At 72.1% G+C, this 22,964-nt stretch carries 21 protein-coding genes; 11 read left to right on the top strand and 10 right to left on the bottom strand.

Going from position 1 to position 22,964, the window contains the following annotated elements; translation table 11 throughout:
* Positions 1-4: 4 nt before the first annotated feature.
* Genes LWJ43_RS13835 through LWJ43_RS13845 form a run of 3 tightly spaced genes read right to left on the bottom strand, consistent with a single transcriptional unit; the run spans position 5 to position 4,142 of the window.
* Positions 5-1,600: an acyl-CoA carboxylase subunit beta gene (locus LWJ43_RS13835; RefSeq protein ID WP_277332557.1), complete on the bottom strand. Its 1,596-nt coding sequence runs from the start codon at positions 1,598-1,600 to the stop codon at positions 5-7.
* Positions 1,597-3,300, bottom strand: coding sequence for an acyclic terpene utilization AtuA family protein (locus LWJ43_RS13840; protein WP_277332558.1), 1,704 nt, complete (start codon positions 3,298-3,300; stop codon positions 1,597-1,599). Before LWJ43_RS13840 ends, LWJ43_RS13835 begins: the two co-directional genes overlap by 4 nt.
* Entirely contained in the window at positions 3,297-4,142 is an 846-nt protein-coding gene (locus tag LWJ43_RS13845; RefSeq protein WP_277332559.1) for a TIGR03084 family metal-binding protein, read from the bottom strand. Before LWJ43_RS13845 ends, LWJ43_RS13840 begins: the two co-directional genes overlap by 4 nt.
* A gap of 162 nt (positions 4,143-4,304) precedes the next feature.
* On the opposite strand from LWJ43_RS13845, the gene LWJ43_RS13850 reads away from it, so the two are divergent.
* Positions 4,305-4,547: a ribbon-helix-helix domain-containing protein gene (locus LWJ43_RS13850; RefSeq protein WP_277332560.1), complete on the top strand. Its 243-nt coding sequence runs from the start codon at positions 4,305-4,307 to the stop codon at positions 4,545-4,547.
* Positions 4,544-4,978: a PIN domain-containing protein gene (locus LWJ43_RS13855; RefSeq protein WP_277332561.1), complete on the top strand. Its 435-nt coding sequence runs from the start codon at positions 4,544-4,546 to the stop codon at positions 4,976-4,978. Before LWJ43_RS13850 ends, LWJ43_RS13855 begins: the two co-directional genes overlap by 4 nt.
* A 13-nt stretch (positions 4,979-4,991) precedes the next feature.
* Here the strand turns inward: LWJ43_RS13855 and LWJ43_RS13860 are convergent, their stop codons facing one another.
* The 3 genes from LWJ43_RS13860 to LWJ43_RS13870 form a co-directional block, all read right to left on the bottom strand.
* Positions 4,992-5,159 carry a hypothetical protein gene (locus LWJ43_RS13860; RefSeq protein ID WP_186819227.1) on the bottom strand — a complete coding sequence of 56 codons (168 nt, stop codon included), beginning with the start codon at positions 5,157-5,159 and terminating at the stop codon, positions 4,992-4,994.
* 79 nt (positions 5,160-5,238) lie between these two features.
* Positions 5,239-5,757, bottom strand: a complete 519-nt coding sequence (locus LWJ43_RS13865) for a mycothiol transferase (RefSeq protein WP_277332562.1) — start codon at positions 5,755-5,757, stop codon at positions 5,239-5,241.
* Between the two features lie 88 nt (positions 5,758-5,845).
* On the bottom strand, positions 5,846-6,793 hold the full coding sequence (locus LWJ43_RS13870; protein ID WP_277332563.1) for an EamA family transporter: 948 nt from the start codon (positions 6,791-6,793) through the stop codon (positions 5,846-5,848).
* Positions 6,794-6,939: 146 nt separating this feature from the next.
* On the opposite strand from LWJ43_RS13870, the gene LWJ43_RS13875 reads away from it, so the two are divergent.
* Entirely contained in the window at positions 6,940-7,845 is a 906-nt protein-coding gene (locus LWJ43_RS13875; RefSeq protein ID WP_277332564.1) for a LysR family transcriptional regulator, read from the top strand.
* A gap of 51 nt (positions 7,846-7,896) precedes the next feature.
* Here the strand turns inward: LWJ43_RS13875 and LWJ43_RS13880 are convergent, their stop codons facing one another.
* On the bottom strand, positions 7,897-10,719 hold the full coding sequence (locus LWJ43_RS13880) for an FAD-binding and (Fe-S)-binding domain-containing protein (protein ID WP_277332565.1): 2,823 nt from the start codon (positions 10,717-10,719) through the stop codon (positions 7,897-7,899).
* A gap of 91 nt (positions 10,720-10,810) precedes the next feature.
* Positions 10,811-12,574, bottom strand: coding sequence for an LCP family protein (locus LWJ43_RS13885; RefSeq protein ID WP_277332566.1), 1,764 nt, complete (start codon positions 12,572-12,574; stop codon positions 10,811-10,813).
* 448 nt (positions 12,575-13,022) lie between these two features.
* Between LWJ43_RS13885 and LWJ43_RS13890 the strand changes: the two genes are divergently transcribed.
* From LWJ43_RS13890 to LWJ43_RS13925, 8 genes are all read left to right on the top strand, one after another.
* Complete coding sequence (locus tag LWJ43_RS13890; protein ID WP_277332567.1) at positions 13,023-14,570, top strand: ATP-binding protein; 1,548 nt, start codon at positions 13,023-13,025, stop codon at positions 14,568-14,570.
* On the top strand, positions 14,567-14,998 hold the full coding sequence (locus LWJ43_RS13895; RefSeq protein WP_277332568.1) for a roadblock/LC7 domain-containing protein: 432 nt from the start codon (positions 14,567-14,569) through the stop codon (positions 14,996-14,998). Before LWJ43_RS13890 ends, LWJ43_RS13895 begins: the two co-directional genes overlap by 4 nt.
* Entirely contained in the window at positions 14,995-15,366 is a 372-nt protein-coding gene (locus LWJ43_RS13900; RefSeq protein WP_277332569.1) for a DUF742 domain-containing protein, read from the top strand. Before LWJ43_RS13895 ends, LWJ43_RS13900 begins: the two co-directional genes overlap by 4 nt.
* Complete coding sequence (locus tag LWJ43_RS13905; protein WP_277332570.1) at positions 15,347-15,988, top strand: GTP-binding protein; 642 nt, start codon at positions 15,347-15,349, stop codon at positions 15,986-15,988. The genes LWJ43_RS13900 and LWJ43_RS13905 overlap by 20 nt, the downstream gene beginning before the upstream one ends.
* Positions 15,985-17,220, top strand: a complete 1,236-nt coding sequence (locus tag LWJ43_RS13910) for a cytochrome P450 (RefSeq protein ID WP_277332571.1) — start codon at positions 15,985-15,987, stop codon at positions 17,218-17,220. The genes LWJ43_RS13905 and LWJ43_RS13910 overlap by 4 nt, the downstream gene beginning before the upstream one ends.
* On the top strand, positions 17,217-18,425 hold the full coding sequence (locus LWJ43_RS13915; protein WP_277332572.1) for a cytochrome P450 family protein: 1,209 nt from the start codon (positions 17,217-17,219) through the stop codon (positions 18,423-18,425). The genes LWJ43_RS13910 and LWJ43_RS13915 overlap by 4 nt, the downstream gene beginning before the upstream one ends.
* A 108-nt stretch (positions 18,426-18,533) precedes the next feature.
* Positions 18,534-19,652, top strand: coding sequence for a phosphoserine transaminase (serC, locus tag LWJ43_RS13920; RefSeq protein WP_277332573.1), 1,119 nt, complete (start codon positions 18,534-18,536; stop codon positions 19,650-19,652).
* Positions 19,653-19,801: 149 nt separating this feature from the next.
* Positions 19,802-20,416, top strand: a complete 615-nt coding sequence (locus tag LWJ43_RS13925) for a Uma2 family endonuclease (RefSeq protein WP_277332574.1) — start codon at positions 19,802-19,804, stop codon at positions 20,414-20,416.
* 40 nt (positions 20,417-20,456) lie between these two features.
* Here the strand turns inward: LWJ43_RS13925 and LWJ43_RS13930 are convergent, their stop codons facing one another.
* On the bottom strand, positions 20,457-22,193 hold the full coding sequence (locus tag LWJ43_RS13930) for a GAF domain-containing SpoIIE family protein phosphatase (RefSeq protein ID WP_277332575.1): 1,737 nt from the start codon (positions 22,191-22,193) through the stop codon (positions 20,457-20,459).
* Positions 22,194-22,283: 90 nt separating this feature from the next.
* Positions 22,284-22,838 (bottom strand): GNAT family N-acetyltransferase, encoded by a 555-nt coding sequence (locus LWJ43_RS13935; RefSeq protein ID WP_277332576.1) that lies wholly within the window; start codon positions 22,836-22,838, stop codon positions 22,284-22,286.
* Positions 22,839-22,964: the final 126 nt, after the last annotated feature.

Here is a 22,964-nt window from a genome sequence, read left to right on the forward strand (position 1 = left end):
TGCCTCACATCCGGAAGACGCCGAAGCCGCGCGCGCCTTCGACCGGTGCCGTATGGATCGCGGACAGGCACATCCCGAGGACGGTCCTGGTGTCGCGGGGGTCGATGACCCCGTCGTCGTACAGCCGCCCCGAGAGGAACATCGGCAGCGACTCGGACTCGATCTGCTGTTCCACCATGGCGCGCAGCCCGGCGTCGGCCTCGTCGTCGTAGGGCAGCCCCTTCGCGGCGGAGGAGGCGCGGGCGACGATGGAGAGGACGCCGGCGAGCTGCTGGGCTCCCATGACGGCGGACTTGCTGCTGGGCCAGGCGAACAGGAAGCGGGGGTCGTAGGCCCGGCCGCACATGCCGTAGTGCCCGGCGCCGTAGGAGGCGCCCATCAGCACGGAGAGGTGCGGGACCTTGGAGTTGGACACCGCGTTGATCATCATCGCGCCGTGCTTGATGATGCCGCCCTGCTCGTACTCCTTGCCGACCATGTAGCCGGTGGTGTTGTGCAGGAAGAGGAGGGGGATGTCGCGCTGGTTGGCCAGCTGGATGAACTGCGCGGCCTTCTGCGACTCCTCGCTGAACAGCACGCCCTGCGCGTTGGCGAGGATGCCGACGGGGTAGCCGTGCAGGCGCGCCCAGCCGGTGACCAGGCTCGTGCCGTAGAGCGGTTTGAAGGCGTCGAAGTCCGAGCCGTCGACCAGCCGGGCGATGACCTCGCGCGGGTCGAAGGGGACCTTGAGGTCGCCGGGCACGATCCCCACGAGTTCGTCCTCGTCGTACTTCGGCGGCTCGGCGGGGCCCGGATCCGGGTGTGCCTTGCGCCAGTTGAGCCGGGCGACGATCCGGCGGGCCTGGCGCAGCGCGTCGTGCTCGTCGAGGGCGTAGTGGTCGGCGAGACCGGAGGTGCGGGCGTGCATCTCGGCGCCGCCGAGGGACTCGTCGTCGCTCTCCTCGCCGGTGGCCATCTTCACCAGGGGCGGTCCGCCGAGGAAGACCTTGGACCGCTCCTTGATCATCACGGTGTGGTCGGACATGCCGGGGACGTACGCGCCTCCGGCCGTGGAGTTGCCGAACACCACGGCGACGGTGGGGATCCCGGCGGCGGACAGCCGCGTCAGGTCGCGGAACAGCGCCCCGCCCGGGATGAAGATCTCCTTCTGGGAGGGCAGGTCGGCCCCGCCCGACTCCACGAGGCTGATGCAGGGCAGCCGGTTGGCGAAGGCGATCTCGTTGGCCCGTAGCGCCTTCTTCAAGGTCCACGGGTTGGAGGCCCCGCCGCGTACCGTCGGGTCGTTGGCGGTGATCAGGCACTCGACGCCGGACACGATCCCGATGCCGGTGACGAGCGAGGCACCCACCGCGTAGTCGCTGCCCCAGGCCGCCAGCGGGGACAGCTCCAGGAACGGGGTGTCCGGGTCGACCAGCAGCTCGATCCGCTCGCGGGCGAGGAGCTTTCCGCGCTTCCGGTGGCGGGCCGTGTACTTCTCGCCGCCGCCGGCGAGGGCCTTGGCGTGCTCGGTCTCCAGCTCGGCGAGCTTCGCGAGCATCGCCTCGCGGTGGGCGGCGTAGTCGGGGCCCGTGGTGTCGAGCGCGGTGGGCAGGACGGTCATGCGATCACCTCCGGATCGGCCGGCAGCTGCACGGGGACGGTGACGTGCCGGGACCGCAGCCACTCCCCCAGCGCCTTCGCCTGCGGGTCGAACCGTGCCTGCGCCGCGACGCCCTCGCCGAGGAGGCCGCGGACGACGAAGTTGAGCGCCCGCAGCCGGGGCAGGACATGGCGTACGACGGTGAGTCCGGCGGTCTCCGGAAGGAGCTCCCGGAAGCGGGCGACGGTCAGTTCGTGGGCCAGCCACCGCCAGGCGTCGTCGGAGCGGACCCACACCCCGACGTTGGCGTCCCCGCCCTTGTCGCCGCTGCGGGCGCCCGCGATCCGCCCGAGGGGGACGGCACGTGTGGGACCGGCGGGCAGCGGTTCGGGCAGGTCCGGTTCCGCCACCGCGTCGAGCTCTCTGTACGACCCGGCGGCCGGTACAGCCTCCCGTGACCCGTCCGGCAGCACGGCGACGTGCTCGACCTCGCCGGCCGGTACGTACGCGGCCTCGAACACCCCGTACGGAGCGCCCTTGCCGGGCGGGGCGGTCACGTGGAAGCCCGGGTAGCTGCCGAGTGCCAGCTCGACCGCCGCTCCGGACACGGCGCGGCCGACCGCCTCCGCGTCCGGGTCGCGCACGACCAGCCGGAGCAGGGCACTCGCCGTCTCCTCGGTGCCGGCGTCGGCCCGGTCGGTACGGGCGAGCTCCCACCGCACCTCGGCGGGCTTAGAGCCCGCGCGGTCGAGGGCGTCGGCGAACTGGTCCTTCACGAGACGGGACTTGGCGTCGATGTCGAGTCCCGTCAGCACGAAGACGACCTCGTTGCGCCAGCCACCGAGCCGGTTGACGCCGACCTTCAGCGTGGAGGGCGGCGCCTCTCCGCGTACACCGCTGATCCGCACCCGGTCGGGCCCGTCCTGGGTGAGCCGCACGGTGTCGAGCCGGGCGGTGACGTCGGGTCCGGCGTAGCGGGCGCCGGCGGTCTCGTACAGCAGTTGGGCGGTGACGGTGCCGATGTCGACGACGCCGCCCGTCCCGTCGTGCTTGGTGATGACGCTGCTTCCGTCCGCGTGGATCTCGGCGAGCGGGAAGCCCGGCCGGCGGACGTCGTGGTCGCCGAAGAAGGAGTAGTTCCCGCCGGTGGCCTGCGTCCCGCACTCCAGGACGTGCCCGGCGACGACGGCCCCGGCGAGCGCGTCGTGGTCGCCGGGACCCCAGCCGAAGTGGGCGGCGGCGGGGCCGGTGACGAGGGCGGCGTCGGTGACCCGGCCGGTGACGACGATGTCGGCCCCGCCCCGCAGACATGCGGCGATGCCTCCACCGCCGAGGTAGGCGTTGGCGGTGAGGCAGCCGTCGGGCACCGGGCGGCTGTCGCCCTCCACATGGGCGACGCGCACGGGTATGCCGGTCCGGTCCGCCAGCGCCCTCACGGCGTCGGCGAGCCCGGCCGGGTTGAGGCCGCCGGCGTTGGTGACGATCTTCACGCCCCGCTCGTGGGCGAGTCCGAGGTTCTCCTCCAGCTGCCGGAGGAACGTCGAGGCGTATCCGCGCTTCGGGTCCTTGAGGCGGCTGCGGCCCAGGATGAGCATGGTGAGTTCGGCGAGGTAGTCACCGGTCAGGACGTCCAGCGGGCCGTCGGTGAGCATGTCGTGCACGGCGTCGAAGCGGTCACCGTAGAAGCCGGAGGCGTTGCCGATGCGCAGGGGCCGGGTCACCGGTCCGCCTTCCGGGGGCGCCCGGGTCCGGCGGGCCCGGCGTCCGCCTTCCGGGGGCGCCCGGGTCCGGCGGGCCCGGCGAAGGCCTGCGCGATGTCCAGCCACTGCCCGGCGTCCGGGCCCACCGCCTCGACGGCGAGGTCGTCCCGGTGGGCGCGCTGGGTGACGAGCAGACAGAAGTCGAGGAGCGGCCCGGTGACCCGCTGACCTGCGTCCTCGGGCCCGTACACCGTCAACCCGCCGTCCTCCGCGCGCAGCTCCACCCGGAACTGCTCGGCGGGAGGTCGCAGGCCCCGCACGAAGTAGGCGTAGTCCCGGGCCCGGACACCGATCCTGGCGACGTGCCGCAGCCGTGCGGTCGGCCTCCTGGTCACCCCGAGCGCGTCGGCGATGTCCTGGCCGTGCGCCCAGGTCTCCATGAGGCGGGCGGTCGCCATCGAGGCGACGCTCATGGGCGGGCCGTACCAGGGCAGTTTCGCTCCGTCCGGCGCCGCGCGGAGCGCTTCCTGGAGCCGCGCCCTCCCCTCCCGCCACTCCACGAGCAGGTCCGCGGGCGTCAGGGCGGCGACGGCCTCCTCGGCCGCCTCGTCGACGAAGGTCTCGGGGGCCGCGAGCGCCTTCTCCACCTCGGCGGAGAAGGAGTCGGGCTGCGTGGCGGCGACCAGGGCCACCTCGTCGGTCCAGTTGAGGTGGGCGATCTGGTGGGCGACGGTCCACCCCTCGGCAGGGGTCGGTGCGGTCCACTCCTGCGCACTCAACCCCGCTACCAGCAGGTCGAGTTCGTCGCTCTCCTCACGCATGTCGTCGAGCACGGCGGCGGTCACGGCCGATGCGTCGGGCACGGTGCGCTCCCCTCGGGGCGTGGCGGTGTGCCCCGGAGCATGCCAGCGCCCCATAAAACAAGCAAGCATGCTTGCATGATTTATTCGGAACGGCGGACTCCTTGACGGCGGAGAGCCTTCCACCACCCTGCCCTACGTAGGGCAGGGTGGTATTTTGGAGGCATGAAAAAGACCACGGTGTACCTTCCCGAGGAACTGGAAGTGCGGCTGGACGCCGAGTCGTCCGCGACGGGGGTCAGCAAGGCGGAGCTCATCAGAAGGGGCGTCGCCATGATCCTGGACCACGCGGAGCGGCCCAAGCGCAGCGGAGATCTCCCGGTCTTCGACAGCGGGCGCCCGCTCAGCCCCGAGGCGATGGACGACGTGGTGTACGAGCACATCAAGGAACGAGCAGCGCGCCGTTGATCATCGTCGCCGACACATCCGCCCTGTACGCGGCGTTCGACAGCGCGCAGCCTGAGCATTCCGGCGCAGCGAAGATCCTGGAGTACGAGAGACTGGCCATCTCTCCGCTGGTGCTCACGGAGCTGGACCACCTCGTCCACCGGGACCTCGGCTTCCCGGCGGCCATGCGGGTCATGGAAGCCCTCAACGCGCGCGTCACGGACGGCCAGTACAGACTCGCGGACCTGAGACCCGCCGACCTGGTCGCGGCGCACACGGTACGCCGCGACTACGGGGGGCTGCGGCTGGACCTCGCGGACGCGGTGGGAGTCGTCCTCGCCGACCGGTACAGGACCGACCGCGTCTTCACTCTCGACCAGCGGAACTTCAGGGCCGTCAAACCCCTGACCCCCGGGTTCAGCGCGTTCCGGATCCTTCCGGCCGACGGCTGAACCGCCCCGCCCCCTACTCCGTACGGTCTCCCTCGGCCTGGGAGGGTTCGGTCCGGGGGACGTCGGGGTGTGTCTCCAGGGCGCTGCCCCGCGCGGCGGGCTCGTCCCGTTCGCCCTCGGCCTGTGAGGGGGTGTGCGAGTACAGCCCGGCGTACTCGTCGGTTCCCTTTGCGGATCCCATGCGCGCGCCTCCTTCCTCCGCTCCCTTCCATCGTGCCTCGCGCGCCCGCTCCCGGCACGGCCGCGCCCGTGGCGCCCTGCTACTGCCCCTTCGACGCCGCCTCGGCCATCCTCGCCGTGGTGCTGGCACCGTCGAGGGCCTCGCGAATGATGTCGGCGTGGCCGCTGTGGTGGGCGATCTCCCGGAAGATGTGCCACAGGACGCGACGGACGGTCCAGACGACCGGCTCCGGGGGCGACCAGGGGTAGGTGGGCAGCGTGACCTCGCGGTCGAGGTCGGCCTCCTCGCGCGCCGCGCAGTCGAACGCGGCCGCCGCCGCGTGGAAGGCCTCCAGCAGATCGGGCACCGTCTCGGTGTCGGTCATCCGGTTGCCGTCGGGGTCGAGGTCCGCCCAGCCGACCTCGGCGGGAGCGGTGCCCTCGACGACGTCCAGCCAGCTGCGCTGCACGAGACCGAGGTGCTTCAGGAGCCCTCCGAGGGTCAGCTCGCTGACCGTCGTCCGGGCGCGGGCCCCCGCGTCGTCCAGTCCGGCGACGGTGTAGAGAAAGTTGGTGCGCTGATCGGTCACGAGGGCGAGCAGGTCGTCGCGTTCAGGCATGGGTTCCTCCAGATCGGCCGTCACGCCCACCCTAGGATCGGACGCCCGGCCGCGCAGCGGAACGGACGCGTCCCCCGGGGCTACGGGCTCAACGCTTCCGCGGGCCCCGTGTCTGACTGCGCACCGCTCCCATGCTCGCCCCGATGACCAGGGCGATGGCGAGGGCGTCGGTGGTGGAGAGGGCCTGGTCGAGGATGAGGAAGCCGGCCGTGGCCGCGATGGCCGGTTCGAGGCTCATGAGGACCGCGAAGGTGGGGGCGGGCAGGCGGCGCAGGGCCATGAGTTCGAGGGTGTACGGGAGGACCGAGCTCAGCAGCGCCACGGCGATGCCCAGCCCCAGCGTGGACGGCACCACGAGCTTCGAGCCGGACTCCATGATGCCGAGGGGCAGCGAGAGGGCCGCCGCCACCACCATGGCCAGGGCCAGTCCGTCCGCCTGCGGGAAGCGGCGTCCGGTGCGGGCACTGAAGAGGATGTACAGCGCCCACATGACGCCCGCGCCGAGGGCGAACGCCACCCCGACGGGGTCCAGACGGTCGAAGCCTCCGCCGCTGAGCAGGAACACGCCGCAGAGTGCCAGCGCCGCCCAGACGAGGCTGACCAGGCGGCGGGAGGCGACGACGGACAGCACCAGCGGGCCCAGTACCTCCAGGGTGACGGCCGCGCCCAGCGGGATGCGGTCGGCGGCCTGGTAGAAGAGCGTGTTCATCCCGCCCATCGCGATGCCGAAGGCCACCACGGTGCCCCAGTCCGCGCGCGAGTGCCCGCGGAGCTTCGGCCGGCAGACGACCAGCATGACGAGTGCGGCCGCCGCGAGGCGCAGGGTGACGACGCCGAGTGCGCCCGCCTTCGGCATCAGCAGGACGGCGACCGCCGCGCCGAACTGCACGGACAGGCCGCCCGCCACCACCAGCGCCACCGGGCCGAGCGCGGCCGCGCGGCGGGACGGGCCGCGGCCCGTCCCGTCGAGCGCGGACACCGCCTCGGGGACGGTGACGGCTGCGGCCGACTCTGCGACAACGCGGGGGTCGTCCACCGGACACCTTTCCTTCGGTTCAGTTCATTCCAATGCACTTACCGGTCCACGGTACGGCACCACGGAAGAGTGGCTGACACCCTCACCGTAGAGAGCGGCGCGGCTCCCGTGAAATGCCCATTGCGCTCCCGTTATGCTCCGGACGCATGAGCACTGGACAGCGCACCGGGAACGGCGGCCGCGGTATCGAGGTCCGGCATCTGCGGGCCTTCCTCGCGATCTCCGACGAGGGCAGCGTCACCCGCGCCGCCACCCGGCTCCGGGTCACCCAGCCAGTCGTGTCCCGCACGCTCGCCGCCCTGGAGCGGCACCTGGGCGTCCGGCTCGTCGACCGGTCCACCCACCACCTCGTCCTCACCCCCGAGGGCGTCGCCTTCCGCGACAAGGCCGCCGCGGCGGTCGCCGCCTTCGACGAGGCCCTCGACCCCGGCAGGCTGCGCGACTGGCCGCTGCGGCTCGGGCACGCCTGGTCCGCGTTCGGCCCGTACACGACACCACTGCTGCGGACCTGGCAGCAGCGGTACCCGCAGACCCCGCTCGAACTGCTGCGCATCGACGACCGCACGGCCGGTCTGACCCGGGGCGAGGTGGACGCGGCCCTCCTCCGAGGACCCGTGGACACGCCCGGACTCGTCACCGAGGTGCTGTTCACCGAGGTACGGGTGGCGGCCGTGGCCGCCGACGGCCCGCTCGCCACCCGCACCTCCCTGTCACTGGCCGACCTGACCTGCGGCGCGGTCGTCCTCAACACCGTCTCGGGCGCCACCACTCTGGATCTGTGGCCCCCGCGGTCGCGCCCGGCCGCCACGCTCACCGTCGCCAACACCGACGACTGGCTCACCGCCATCGCGGCCGGACGGGGCACCGGGGTCTCGGGGAACTCCACCGCCCAGATGCATCCGCACGCCGGGGTCGCCTACGTCCCGCTGGACGACGCCCCTCCGCTCCCCGTCCTGCTCGCCCGCCGGGACGGCCCCGGTCACCCGGCGCTGCCCCGACTGGCCGCGCTGGCCCGGGAGATCGTGGCGCGCGCACAGCGGGATCGGCCCTGAACTTCCGTCGGACGTCGGGGAACGCCCCTGCGCTACAGGCGAGTCGGGAACCTACGGCCGCCCCCGTCGTCGCGCCGCCCTGCCGGGCGGCGCCTCCCCGGTCTCCGGCGGCAGCCCCTCCGCCAGGACCTCCACGAGGTGCCGGGCCCTCCGCCCCGCCAGCTGGTCCAGTTGGGTGCGGCAGGAGAAACCGTCGGCCAGCAGCTCCGTGCCGGGTTCCGCCTCCCGCACGGCGGGCAGCAGCTGGTCCTCGGCGCAGGCCACCGAGACGTCCCAGTGCCCCTTCTCGAAGCCGAAGTTGCCTGCCAGACCGCAGCAGCCGCCGCTCAGCTCTCCGGTCAGGCCCGCTCTCTCGCGGAGCCTGCGCTCGGCCGCGTCGCCGAGGACCGCGTGCTGATGGCAGTGGGTCTGGCCGGCGACGCGGCGGTCCAGGCGGGGCGGCGTCCAGTCGGGGGCGTACTCCTCCAGGTACTGGGCCAGGGTGCGGACGGATGCGGCGAGTGCCGCGGCACGCGGGTCGTCGGGGAGGAGCTCCGGCAGATCCGTGCGCAGGGTGGCGGCGCAGCTCGGTTCGAGTACGACGACCGGGGCGCCGGTCGCCGGGCCCATCCGGCCCAGGGTGCGGCGCATGACGGCACGGGCCGCGTCGAGCCGGCCCGTCGACACGTAGGTGAGGCCGCAGCACACGCCCCGGGCGGGCAGCACCGGTGTCCGCCCGGCCGACTCGAGGACCCGGACCGCGGCGCGGCCGGTCTCCGGGGAGAGGTGGTCGGTGAAGGTGTCCGGCCAGAGGACGACGGTCTCCCCGGTCACCGGTGTCCGGCGGGCACGCACCCAGGACCGCAGCGTCCGCCGGGCCAGGACCGGGAGCGCCCGGCGCGGATCGATGCCGCCGAGTCTCCGTGCGAGGGCGGCGAGCGGTCCGATCCGCGCGAGGGCGTTGAGCACCCCGGCGACGGGGGCCGCCACGCGCAGCCAGCGGGGGAGACCGCCCATCGCGTAGTGCGCCGCCGGGCGCAGCCGGTTCCTGTAGTGGTGGTGGAGGAACTCCGCCTTGTACGTGGCCATGTCGACGCCCACCGGGCAGTCGGTGCGGCAGCCCTTGCAGGAGAGGCAGAGGTCGAGCGCGTCCCGCACCTCCGTGGACCGCCAGCCGTCGGTGATCACCTCGCCGGCGAGCATCTCGTGGAGCAGCCGGGCGCGGCCCCGGGTCGAGTGGGCCTCCTCCCCCGTCGCGCGGAAGGAGGGGCACATGACGTCCGGACCCGGCTTCGCCGTACGGCACTTGGCGACCCCGACACAGCGGCTTACGGCTGCCGAGAAGTCACCGCCGTCGTGCGGGTAGCCGAAGGTGACGTCCACGGGGCGGCGGGGGAGCACCGCGAAGCGGAGGTTCTCGTCGAGCCGTGCGGGGCGGGCGAGGATGCCGGGGTTCAGTCCGCCGTCGGGGTCCCAGAGGTCCTTGAAGCGGTTGAACAGGTGGACCATGTCGTTTCCGTACATCCGGGGCAGCAGCTCGGCCCTGGCCTGCCCGTCGCCGTGTTCGCCGCTCAGAGATCCGCCGTGCGCGACGACGAGGGCGGCCTGGTCCTCGGAGAAGCGGCGGAAGCGGGCCACGCCGTGCTCGGTCAGCAGGTCGAAGTCGATGCGTACGTGGATGCAGCCGTCGCCGAAGTGCCCGTACGGGGTGCCGCGCAGCCCGTGTCCGGCGAGCAGGGCCCGGAAGTCGCGCAGGTAGGGGCCGAGCCGGGCGGGGGGTACCGCACAGTCCTCCCAGCCGGGCCACGCCTCCGTGCCGTCCGGCATCCGGGTCGCCGTGCCGGCGGCGTCCTCGCGGATGCGCCACAGGGTGCGCATGGCGGCGGGGTCGGTGACGACGGTGCCGTCCAGGGCGTCGGCCGCGCGCAGGATGCGGTTCGCACGGTCACGGGCCTCGGCGGGGGTGTCGCCGCCCGTCTCCACGAACAGCCAGGCCGCGCCGCGCGGCAGACCGGCCGGTTCGCGTACGAGGTCGGCGGCCATGCCCTCGACGGTGAGCGGGCCGTACGGGAGGAGGCCGGGGGCGGCTTCGGCGGCGGCCGCCTCGTCGGTGTAGCCGAGGACGGCGAGTGCGCGGGCGGCGGGCGTCCCGACGAGGCGGACGGTCGCCTCGGTGACCACGGCGAGTGTTCCCTCGCTGCCGCAGAGGGCGCGGGCGTGGTCGGGTCCGTTCTCGGGGAGCAGTGCGTCCAGGGCGTAACCGGAGATGCGGCGCGGGAGTTCGGGGAAGCCGGTGCGCAGGAGGGCGAGGTGGCCGGCGGCGAACCCGTCGAGGCCGGGTGGCGCGTCGGGCATCCCGCGTCCGACGTGCAGGGCCTCGCCTCCCCCGTAGCGCACGACGCGCAGGCTGCGGAGGTTGTCGGCCGTGGTGCCCCAGGCGACGGAGTGGGCGCCGCAGGAGTTGTTGCCGATCATGCCGCCGAGCGTGCAGCGGCTGTGGGTGGACGGGTCGGGGCCGAAGGTCAGCCCGTGCGGGGCGGCGGCTGCCCGCAGGTCGTCCAGGACGACGCCGGGCTGGACGACGGCGGTGCGGGAGGCGGGGTCCAGCTCGACGATGCGCCGCATGTGGCGGGTGAGGTCCAGGACGACACCGGTGCCGGTGGCCTGACCGGCGATGGAGGTGCCGGCGCCCCGGGGCACGACGGGGGTGGCGTGCTCCCGGCAGACGCGCAGCGCCTCGGCGACGTCGTCGGCATCGCGTGGGGCCACGACCGCTCGCGGGACGCGGCGGTAGTTGGAGGCGTCCATGGTCGTCAGGGCGCGGGCGGTCGCGTCGGACTCCACGTCGCCGCGGACGGCCTGGGCCAGGGCTCGGACGAGGTCGGTGGCGGGCATGGGCCCAGCATGCCGGTCCTGGCCCCGGACGAGGGTGCCGGAGCGCCGGACGGCCGGCCCCGCGGCGGGCTGCCGCGGGGCCGGTTCGCGTCTACTTCGCGCAGACCGCCTTGTCGGCCTCCACGCGCTGGATCTCGTCCGGTGCCTTCGTCGGGGCGGAGAGCGGGCTGCCCGCCTCGGTGAAGTCCGGCCCGAGGGTCAGCACCATCGGGTCCATCTCGCCCGCGTCCGTCGTCGTCGGCTTGAGGGCTGAGGCCGACATGCCCATCAGGTCGGCCAGCCGGCGGGCCTGGTCGGCCTGGTTGGGGGCGTAGACGAGCTGGGTCTTCTTCACGTTCGCCGGCGCGTTCGCCTGGTTCGTGGACTTCAGCACGCCCTTCTCGTTCTGCAGCCAGTCCAGGGCGTTCTGCGCGGAGCCCGCGGGGGCGCCGCCGTTGTAGACGTCGACCCGCACGTCGGCCGCGGCCGCCATCTCGCCCTTCAGCTTGGCGTCCGCCTTGGCCTTCGCCGCGGCCTTCTCCTGCTTCTCCACCGCGGTGAAGGAGACGTCCTCGCGCATCATCGAGAACACCTGCGGCGCCTTGGACTTGTCGAGGATGACGGTGGCCTTGTCATCCGGGTTGTCCCGCACCGGGACCGTGGTGAAGGTGATGTTCTTGGGGTCGACCGACGCGAGCTCCATGCCCAGCTTGCGGAGCTGGTTGATGTCACCGATCTTCTCGTCGACGGTGAGCGCCTTGGTGGCCGCCTCGGCGAGCGACCACATCTTGGTGGGGCTGGTCAGGGTGTCGTTGGACTTCAGCTTGCGCATCAGCGAGGCCAGGAACTGCTGCTGGATCTCGATGCGGCTCAGGTCGCTGCCGAATCCCACGGAGTGCCGGGTGCGCAGGAAGGACAGGGCCTGTTCGCCCTCGATGGTGTGCTCCCCCTTGGACAGCTTGAGGTGGGAGTCCTTGTCGTCGATGTCCTTGGCGAGGCAGACGTCCACACCGCCGACGGCGGTCGTCAGGGACTTGACCGCGTTGAAGTCGGCCACCATGAAGTGGTCGGGCGTGATGCCGGTGAGCTCGGTGACCGTCCGCATGGTGCAGCTGGGGGTGCGCTCGGACTGCCCGAGGCTGGTGTTGAAGCGGCCGCCGGCCGTCCCCGGGATGTCCTTCTCCTCGCCGTTCTCCAGCTTCGTCGGACAGTTCGGGATGTCGGCTATCAGGTCACGCGGGATGCTCAGAGCGGTCGCGTTGGTGCGGTCCTTGGAGACATGGAAGAGGATGTTGGTGTCGGCGTGGCCGACACTGCCCGCGTCGCCGTAGCCCTCGTTGCCGTCGCCGGTCCGCTTGTCGGTCCCGATGACCAGGACGTTGATCGCGCGGTCCTTGCTGAAGCCGCCGGTACTGGCACCGTCGGTGGAGACGGCGGTGATGTTGGCGTTGAAGTGCTGGTAGACGAAGTAGCCCGTGGTGCCGACGCCCACCAGCAGGAAGGCGAGCGCACCGCCGGTCCAGACCAGGACCTTCTTCTTGGCCGCCTTCTTCGGCTTCGCCTTGCGGCGTCCGGCGGCGGGCGCCGCCGCGCGGCTCCCTGGCTTCCGCGTCTCGTCCCTGTCCCCGCGTCCGCCACCGGCCGCCCGGCGCCCGCCGCGCTGACCGGGCACGGAGGCCCGGTCGCCGGACGGCGGCGTCTCCGGCTTCGACCTGCGGCGCGGTCCGGGGGTTCTGGCATCGGTGGTACCGGCCGCTGCGGATGATCGCCCTGAGGAGGGGGTCAGTCGCAGTTCGTAATCACCGGTGTCAGGGTTGAGTACCCACTGGTCTGCGGGGTCGATGCCCTCGTCCCGCCCACGGCCTTGCGCGTCCACGGTTGCCTGCGTCCTCCGTCGGGGCCACGCGGCGCCTCCCCCTTCAAGGCGCGCGGTGTGTCTTACGGCGGTGCCGGCCTGGAGAGCCGGCGCACCGGAGCGCTCACATTAGCTGGCCACCGGCCTACGGGCGACGATCGTGACAAATCAAGCCTCACACACGGGACATAAGGCGACATTCACCACTACTCACCCTCCCGTATCGCCTCTCGACCCGGATCACGCCCGTCTCGGAACCTCGAAGGAGTCGTTTCAAGCCAAATTTCAAACAGAAGTGGCCACAAGGAATCCCCAAACAACTCGCCAATTCTCCTATAGTGGCCGTGACTTGGTCAGGAACAATCAGCTCCAGTTGTGGGCCTTTCACCACCACCACACCGGAATGCCCCGATTTTCCCACCGTCAGCACCTGTCCCTCCCTCCGCACCGTCCGCCCCGAGGACTCCGATTGCGCCCTTCACTCCGGCCGACCGCACTCGCCCTGCTGATCTCGGCAGCCGTTACCGGTGCTCTGTGCCTGTGGGCGGTCGCCGCCGCTCCCGCCTCGGTACGGACGCCGCTCTCCTGGGGGGCGGGGGGCGCCGCGGTGCTGCTGTGCGTCGCGGTGGCCGTCACCGTCCACACGATCGCCACCGCCCGTAACCTGCGCGCCCTGCGGGCCGCCGACTCAGAGCGCTTCACCGCCGAGACCTCGCGGCTCGTCTCGACCTCTGCCGCCGAGGCGCAACGCTTCACCGCGGAGACGGCCCGCATCAGGGCGGCCGCCTCCGCCGAGGCGGCCAGGGTCACCGCCGAGGCCGACGACAAGGTCGCCCGCGTCACCGTCGAGGCCACCGAGCAGTACGAGCGGCTCACCGCGGAGGCCGCCCGGCTCACCGCCCGTGCCCGGCGTGCCGACAACGAGCGCTCCGCGGCGATCGCCGCCTGCGCCAACGCCGCCGGCCGGATGCAGGCCCTGTCCACGAGCATGCTCGCCGACCTGCGCGAGATGGAGCACCGCCACACGGCGGAGGACGTGCTCGGCGACCTCCTGCACCTGGACCACCGCACGGCCCAGGGTGGCCGCCTCGCCGACTCCATCGCCGTGCTGACCGGTGCGCGGTCCGGACGCCGCTGGGCCAAGCCGATCGTGATGGAGTCGATCCTGCGCGGCGCGATGGGCCGTATCGGCGGCTACCAGCGCATCCGCCTGCACTCGACCAGTGACGTGGCGATCGCGGGGCACGCAGCCGAGGGCATCATGCACGCCCTGGCCGAACTCCTCGACAACGCCGCCAATTTCTCGCCGCCCACCGCCGAGGTGCACGTCTACGTCGAGGAGGTGCCGGCGGGCATCGTCGTCACCGTCGAGGACAGCGGCCTCGTGATGAGCGATGTGCAGCTGCGCCGTGCCGAGCGGGCGGTCTCCGCCGACAACCAGGACCTGACCGGTATCTCCGGCACCCGGCTCGGCCTCGCCGTCGTCGGCCGGCTGGCCAGGAAGCACGGCCTCACCGTCTCCTTCCGGCCGTCGGCGCGCGGCGGCACGGGCGCGCTGATGATGCTGCCGCAGGAACTCATCTCCCGGACGCCCGCTCCTCTCCCGGAGTCCGCACGGCGCCCCGAGCCCGAGCCGGACCACGCGACGCCGCGCAGGGACGACCGGGCCCCGGCCGCCGCGACGGCGGACTCCCGTCCGGCGGCACCCGCCGGCTCACGCCCCGTGGCACCCGCGGAAGCCGGTGCCGGATCCCGTGCGGAGGCCCACCCCGGGGAGCCGGAGTCGGCGTCCGAGTCCACCGGTGCGGTCCCCCAGTTCGGCGACAGCGGTCTGCCCAAGCGGCGTCGCGGCCGCACCCTGGCCGCCGCCGAAGCACGTACCGGCAAAGCCGCCCCCGGCGAAGCCGAATCCCCCCGGCCCCGTTCCACCGACCCGAAGGTCCAGGCTGCCCGCTTCAGCACCTTCAGCCAGGCGGTACGAGCCAATTCCCCGCACCCGGAAGGCAACACCCGATGAGCGCGACCACCGACGAGAAGCTGAACTGGCTGCTGGAGGGGCTGCTCGACCGCACGCCCGGCGCCCGGCACGCCCTTGTCCTGTCCCGGGACGGCCTGAAGCTGTGCCGTACCCCCGAACTCTCCGTGGACCAGGCCGACCAGCTGGCCGCGATCTCCGCGGGCATCCAGAGCCTGTCGCACGGCGCGTCCATCGAGTTCGGTGACGGCACCGGCGGCGTACGGTCCGCGATGACCGAGTTCTACGGCGGTGTGCTGTTCATCGTCGAGGCGGGGGCGGGCGCCCACCTCGCGGTCGTGGCGGCGGAGGACTCGGACGTCGGCCTCGTCGGCCACAACATGAGCGAACTCGTCGAGCAGCTGGGTGAGTACCTCGTCGCCCCGCCGCGTGACACGGCGGCCCCGGCCACGGAAACCGCGGACGTATGACGTCCGTACCGCGCCCCCGGCCCGGACGCGACGACGACCCGGACAGGCTGTACACCCTCACGGGGGGCCGCAGCCGGTCCGACTCCGCCGCGTTCGACCTGGTGACGCTCGTCGTCGCCGAGTGCGAACCGAACCCCGGGATGCAGTCGGAGCATGTCGCGATCCTGCGGATGTGCGACAGCCCCACCGCGGTCGTCGAGATCTCGGCCACCCTGAATCTGCCCGTCAGCATCGTCCGCATCATGCTCTGCGACCTGCTCGACACCGGCCGGATCAGCGCCCGCCACCCCCGTACTGCACGTGTCGCGGACCGGCTCCCCGACACCGACACCCTGGAACAGGTGCTCGTTGGACTCCGCAACCTCTGACCGTGCCGCCCTGCAGGCGACGGCCGACAACGGACTGAAGATCGTCGTCGTCGGCGGCTTCGGGGTCGGCAAGACCACCATGGTCCGATCCGTGAGCGAGATCCGTCCGCTCAACACGGAAGAGACCATGACCCGTGCGGGCGAGGCCGTCGACGACCTCGACGGCGTGCAGTCCAAGACGTCCACCACGGTCGCCTTCGACTTCGGCCGCATCACGCTCGACGCGCGTTCGGTCCTCTACCTCTTCGGCGCACCCGGACAGGAACGCTTCTGGTTCCTGTGGGACCGCCTGTTCTCCGGCACCCTGGGCGCCGTCGTCCTCGTCGACACGCGTCGGCTCGCCGACTCCTGGTACGCGATCGACCGGCTGGAGCACCACGGCACCCCGTTCATCGTCGCGTGCAACGACTTCGGTGGTTCGTTCCACACCGAGCAGCAGATCCGCGAGGCCCTCGACCTCTCCCCCGACGTCCCGCTCGTGGAGTGCGACGCCCGCGACCGTTCGTCCAGCAAGTACGTCCTGATCACGCTGGTCGAGCACCTCTACGCACTCTCCGTCGCCCGGAACGAGGGCGCGGACGCGGCCCTGGCCGCCGCAAAGACCCCGGAGCCCACGCCGTGACCAAGTGCCCCGTGCCCCACGGTTCCGTTCCCCTGGCCGGGCCACGGTTCCAGACCGACCCCGTGCAGGTGTACCGGGAGATGCGCCGCGACCACGGCGCCGTGGCCCCGGTCGTGCTCGACGGGGACATACCCGCCTGGCTGATCGTCGGTTACCGCGAACTGCACCAGGTCACCAACGACCCGGTGCTCTTCAGCCGGGACTCGGACCTGTGGAACCAGTGGGACAACATCCCGGACGGCTGGCCGCTGCGACCGATGATCGGCCGCAAGCAGCCGTCGATCCTCTACACCGTCGGTGAGCGCCACACCGTTCGCGCGGCCATGATCAGCAACGCGCTGGAGGCCGTCGACCCGTTCACGCTGAAGCGGTACGCCGAGGAGTTCGCCGACGGCCTCATCGACCGGTTCTGCGCGACCGGGCGGACCGACATCATCGCCGAGTACGCGATGCTGCTCCCCGCCCGTGTCCTGGCCAAGCTCTACGGCTTCAGCGACGAGGTCGGCGGTCCGCTCGTGGGGGCGCTCAACGACATGATCGACGGCCGTGAGCGGGCCCTGGCCGGCCAGCAGCACCTCGGCACGGCGATGTACCAGCTCCTGGCCGACAAGCACGCCGAGCCCGACGACGACGTCGTGACCAGGATGCTGGACGACCCCGGCGGCTTCAGCGACGAGGAGATCGCCCAGGACCTCATGGTCATGATGGCGGCCGGCCACCAGCCCACCGCCGACTGGATCGGCAACTCGCTGCGGCTGATGCTGGTCGACGACCGCTTCGCCGCCTCGCTCTCCGGCGGCCGGCACAGCGTCGCCGAGGCGATGAACGAGGTCCTCTGGGAGGACACCCCGACGCAGAACGTGGCCGGCCGCTGGGCGTCCCGCGACACCCACCTCGGCGGACGCCACATCCGCGCGGGCGACATGCTGCTCCTCGGCATCGCAGCGGCCAACGCCGACCCGCAGGTGCGCACCGACGGCTCCACGCTGACCGGCGGCAACAACGCCTTCCTCTCCTTCGGCCACGGCGAGCACCGCTGCCCGTTCCCGGCCCAGGAGACCGCCGAGGTCATCGCCCGTACGGGCATCGAGGTACTCCTGGACCGGCTCCCGGACATCGACCTCGACGTCCCCGAGAACCAGCTGACCCAGCGCCCGTCCCCGTGGCTGCGCGGGCTGACGGACCTGCCTGTGCACTTCACGCCCACCCCTGCGCTCGGAGGCCAGAAATGACCCGGATCGCCCTCGATCCCCTCGTCGCCGACCTCGACGGCGAGAGTGCCGCGCTGCGCGCCGCCGGCCCGCTGGCCGAGGTGGAGCTCCCCGGCGGTGTGCACTGCTACGCGGTGACGCGTCACGCGGAGGCCCGTCAGCTGCTGACCGACAGCCGTGTGGTCAAGGACATCAACGTCTGGAACGCCTGGCAGCGCGGCGAGATCCCGATGGACTGGCCGCTGATCGGTCTCGTGAACCCGGGCCGTTCCATGCTGACGGTCGACGGCGCCGACCACCGCCGGCTGCGCACCCTGATCGCCCAGGCGCTGACGGTGAAGCGGGTGGAGCGGCTGCGCTCCGGCATCGAGGCGCTCACGAACGCCTCCCTGGACCGGCTCGCGGCACTGCCCGAGGGCGAGCCGGTTGACCTGAAGGCGGAGTTCGCGTACCCGCTGCCGATGAACGTCATCAGCGAGCTGATGGGCGTGGACGCGTCCGACCACCCCCGGCTCAAGGAGCTGTTCGAGAAGTTCTTCTCGACGCAGACCCCGCCGGAGGAGGTCCCGCAGATGATGGCGGACCTCGGCACGCTCTTCACGAAGATCGTCGACGACAAGCGGGCGAACCCGGGCGACGACCTGACCAGCGCCCTGATCGCGGCGTCCGAGGACGGCGACCACCTCACCGACGAGGAGATCGTCAACACGCTGCAGCTCATCATCGCGGCCGGTCACGAGACCACGATCAGCCTGGTCGTCAACGTCGTCGAGGCGCTCCAGACCCACCCCGAGCAGCGCAGGCGGGTGTTGAGCGGCGAGGTGCCGTGGGAGAACGTGATCGAGGAGACGCTGCGCTGGAACACCCCGACCTCTCACGTCCTGATCCGCTTCGCGACCGAGGACATCGAGGTCGGTGACAAGGTCCTGCCGAAGGGTGAGGGCCTGATCGTCTCCTTCGGGGCACTGGGCCGCGACGAGCAGCAGTACGGCCCGACCGCCGGTGAGTTCGACATCACCCGCTCCCCGAACCGGCACATCGCCTTCGGCCACGGTCCGCACGTCTGCCCGGGCGCCGCGCTGTCCCGGCTGGAGGCCGGGGTCGCCCTGCCCGCGCTGTACGAGCGCTTCCCGGACCTGGACCTCGCGGTACCGGCCTCCGAGCTGCGGAACAAGCCGATCGTGACCCAGAACGACCTGCACGAGCTGCCCGTCGATCTGGGCTGATCCCCCACCTCTCCCTCCGGCCGCACGCGTCGCCCGCGGTCCGGAGCGTGTGTCTCATCCGACGGACACGGTCCTCGACCGCTTCCTGGAGGGACTACGCTCCGGACCGTGGCTGACATCCAGATTCCCGCTGACCTCAAGCCCGCCGACGGACGTTTCGGCGCCGGGCCCTCCAAGGTGCGGACGGAGGCGGTCGACGCGCTGGCCGCGACCGGCACCTCTCTCCTCGGTACGTCCCACCGCCAGGCTCCGGTGAAGAACCTGGTCGGCGAGGTACGTGACGGCGTACGCGGCCTCTTCTCCCTCCCCGAGGGTTACGAGGTCATCCTGGGCAACGGTGGCTCCACCGCCTTCTGGGACGTCGCGACGCACGGTCTGATCGAGAACAAGTCCCAGCACCTGAACTTCGGCGAGTTCTCGTCCAAGTTCGCGAAGGCCGCCAAGCTCGCCCCGTGGCTGGCCGACCCGACCGTCATCGCCTCGGACCCGGGCACCCACCCGGACCCGGAGGCCGAGGCCGGCGTCGACGTCTACGCCTTCACCCACAACGAGACCTCCACCGGTGTCGCCGCACCCGTCAAGCGGGTCGCGGGCGCCGACGAGGGCTCCCTCGTCCTGGTGGACGCGACCTCCGGAGCGGGCGGCCTGCCGGTCGACATCACCGAGACGGACGTCTACTACTTCGCCCCGCAGAAGTCCTTCGCCTCCGACGGCGGCCTGTGGATCGGCGTGTTCTCCCCGGCGGCCCTGGAGCGCGCCGCGCGCGTCCACGCCTCGGGCCGGCACATCCCGGAGTTCTTCTCGCTGCCCACGGCGATCGACAACTCGCTGAAGAACCAGACGTACAACACCCCGGCGCTGGCCACCCTCTTCCTGCTGAACGAGCAGCTGAAGTGGATGAACTCGCAGGGCGGCCTGGAATTCACGACCGGCCGCACGGCGGCCTCCTCGCAGGCCCTGTACGGCTGGGCCGAGGACTCCAAGTACGCCACCCCGTTCGTCACCGACCCGGCGAAGCGCTCGCAGGTCATCGGCACGATCGACTTCGAGGACGGCATCGACGCGGCGGCCGTCGCCAAGGTGCTCCGCGCCAACGGCATCGTCGACACGGAGCCGTACCGCAAGCTGGGCCGCAACCAGCTGCGCGTGGCGATGTTCCCGGCGATCGACCCGGCGGACGTCCAGGCACTCACCGCCTGCATCGACTACGTGATCGACAAGCTCTGACGGTCACCCGCACGAGGCGGCCCCGCACACTCCGGTGTGCGGGGCCGTTTCTGCTTCACTCGCCAGGGTGGCGCCTTCGCAGGACGCCCCTCGGGGGCCCGCCGTCCTACGATGATGCTCTCGACACCAGCCGTCCCAGGAGGCCCGCAATGTCTGCAGCAGCAGCAGTCGAGCACCCCTGTGACGATGAGCCGGAACCCATGCTCGTGACGGCGAACCGTCTCATGGGGCAGCTTCCGGGTCATCGCGTCGAGATCATCGGAGGCGTCATCACCGTGGCCCCACCCCCGGACGGCCCGCACGCGAATGCGCTGACCACACTCATGATCCCCATTCTGGCCGCCGGCCTGCACGGCGAGGAGACCCGCGTCCTCCAGGCGATCGGCCTGTGGCTGCCCGGCGGCCCGGAGGACTACGCCATCCCGGATCTCGCCGTCGTGGACGCGGACTTCGACGAGCATCTCGTCGAGAACAACTGCTACGACCCGGCCGTCTTCCGCCTCGTCCTCGAGGTGACGTCCGGAAACTACAAGAGCGACCTGCGGCACAAGGTCTCCGCGTACGCCGAGGCGAAGGTTCCCGTGTACGTGGTCCTGGACCGGCGCCACGGGCGCCTGCACGTCCTGACGGAACCCACCGGCTGCACGTACGACAGTCACGAGGTGTACGCCCCCGGCCAGTCGGCCGAGCTCCCCCCGTCGATCGGTGCGGACCTGACTCTGGACGTCGCCGAGCTGGTCGAGGCGGGCCGCCCCCGCACGTGAGGGCGCTACGGCTCGCCGGGGATCGCGCCCGCTCCAAGCGTCAGCGCTCGCCCTGGACCACGCGGACGGCGAGCACCGCCACGTCGTCGCGTTGCGGGGCGTCCCTCAGTCCGTGGGAGAGCGCGTCCAGGAGCAGCGGCAGGGGTTTGTCGCCGTGTTCGGCGAGGGCGGAGGCCGTCTCCCTGATGCCCACGTCGATGTCTTCGTCGCGGCGCTCGACCAGCCCGTCGGTGTACAGCAGGAGCACGCTGTCCCGGGGAAGGTCGTGGGTGTGGTCGTGCCGGGCCAGGTAGTTCGACGCGCCGAGGAGGAGGAGGTCGTGCTCGCCCAGGGCCGAGACGCGGCCGTCGGGTGCGCGCAGCAGCGGCGGCGGATGTCCGGCGTTGGACCAGGTCAGTCGCCACCGGCCGCCGTCGGGGTCGAGGCGGGCGTGCACCGCGGTGGCGCCGGGGCCCAGGGGCAGCACTTCCAGGGCGCGGTCGACCGCGTCCAGCGCGACGGCGGGTGAGTGCGTGCGGTGGTCGAGGCTGGCCTGGCGGAGCATGCTGCGGACCTGGCCCATCACGGTGGCGGCCTGGACGTCGTGTCCGATGATGTCGCCGACGGACAGCATCACTGCGGGCTGCGTGGCGGCCGGGGACGGTGGCAGCTGGTAGGCGTCGTACCAGTCGCCCCCCACCATGTCCTGGTCGGTGGCCGGGAGGTACAGGGCGGCCATGTCGAGGCCCGGCACGGTCGGCAGATCGGTCAGCATGGAGGCCTGGAGCTGTTCGGCGGTGCTGAGCCGGTTCGCCACGAACCTGGTGCGCTCCACCGCCTGGCTCACGTATCCGGCCACCGCGGTGAGGACAGCCTCCTCCGTCAGCGCCAGGACGTGCGTGCGGGACCAGCACCACGTCAGCACCCCGCGGCCGTTCAGCAGCGGAACGCACAGGGCGGACCTCAGCCCCAGCGAGTCGTACCCGGCGACGGCCTCGGGGCTGTAGCCGGCCACGAGTTCGTCGTGGTCGGGCACGAAGAGGGTGCGCTGTTCCCGCATGGCCTGGGCGCTGGGGAAACCGGCGCCCAGGTCCAGGCGGTCCACCTCGGCCTCCACCGGACGCACGTCGTCCGGGTCGACCACACGCCACAGCCCCTGGCCGTCCGCGAGGAGCAGGCCGACGAAGGACGGCTCGGCGGGCCCTCGGAACAGGTTGCGCAGGCGGCGGGTGAGGTCCGTCAGGTCACGCGCGTGAGCGAGTTCGACCGAGGCGCGCAGCAGGAGGGCGGCGTGGTCGCGGTCCCGGCGCATCAGTTCGGTGGCGATCCTCATGCGCAGCTCCACCGAGCAGGCCGCCGTGAGGTCCTCGAGGTCCTGCATTTCGTCCGCGGTCCACTCCCGGGGCGCGTGGTCGATGGCGCAGAGCGAGCCGAGGACGTGTCCGTCGGCGTCGGTGAGCGGCAGGCCCGCGTACGCGATCACCCGGAGGTCGGGGATGGCGAGGCTGGCGCAGGTGTTGGGATGCAGCCGGGTGTCGGCGAGGATCAGTGGCCGGCCGTCGATGACGACGTGCTGGCAGAACGAGTGGCTCAGCGGGGTCTCACGCCGCGCTGCCCAGGGTTCGTCGAGGCCGATCATGCCGGGGAAGACCTGCCGGTCGGTCTCCAGCAGCGAGACCATGGCGACCGGGACGTTCAGGAGCCGGGAGACGAGCCGGGCGAACCGGTCCATACCGGGATCGGGCGCCGCTGACAACCCTGCGAGCCGCAGGGCCTCCAGCCTCCCGAAATCACCCACCCCAAGGCCTCCGTCGTTCGCCTGGCAGGAGCCGCGGTGTCCGCGCACCACTCACTACGACGGTATAAGACAATTCCCGCCATGTCGTGATCAGGGGCGGTACCCGAGCTCCGCCGCCCTTCCCGGCGCGACCTCCCGGGAGACGTCGCGCCGCCAGCACACCTCGCCGTCCTCCCACTCATCCGTCGGCAGCAGCCCCGCCGCGGAGGCCACGGCGGCGGAGGCCACGTGGTCCGGATGGATGTGGGCGACGAAGGTGGTGACGGGGCTCCGCTCCCGCAGGTACCGGACCAGACCCGCCGCCGCCTCCTTCGCGTAGCCCCTGCCCTGCCAGGGTGTCCCGACCACCCAGGCCAGCTCCGCCCGCGCCCCGCGCACGGTGGCCTGGACGTATCCGGCCAGGCATCCGTCGGTGCGCACCCGGAGCACCCAGTTCCACCAGAGCTCGGCGGGGTCGGGCGACCCGGCGCTCTGGCGCTCGTAGCGGGCGCGCAGGGCTTCCGGGTCCTCGGGGGTGCCTCCCGTGTAGGTGTGCAGGGCGGGGTCGAAGAGGGCGGCGGCCATCTCCCGCGCGTGTGCGACGTCGAGCGGCAGCGCGTCGAGGCGGGAAGTGGCGAAGGGCTCGAGGGCACCGTTGACCTGCATGGGGCGGAGCCTAGCCGCCCCACCCCCGCCCGGGGCCGGAAGCCCGCGCACCGCCGCGGGAAGACCGGCGCCGCGCAGCTGACGGCTGAAAGGCACTGCTGCGGCAGCGCACGGATCGAGGTTCGA

It is taken from the genome of Streptomyces sp. JH34 (assembly GCF_029428875.1).
GTDB lineage: Bacteria > Actinomycetota > Actinomycetes > Streptomycetales > Streptomycetaceae > Streptomyces.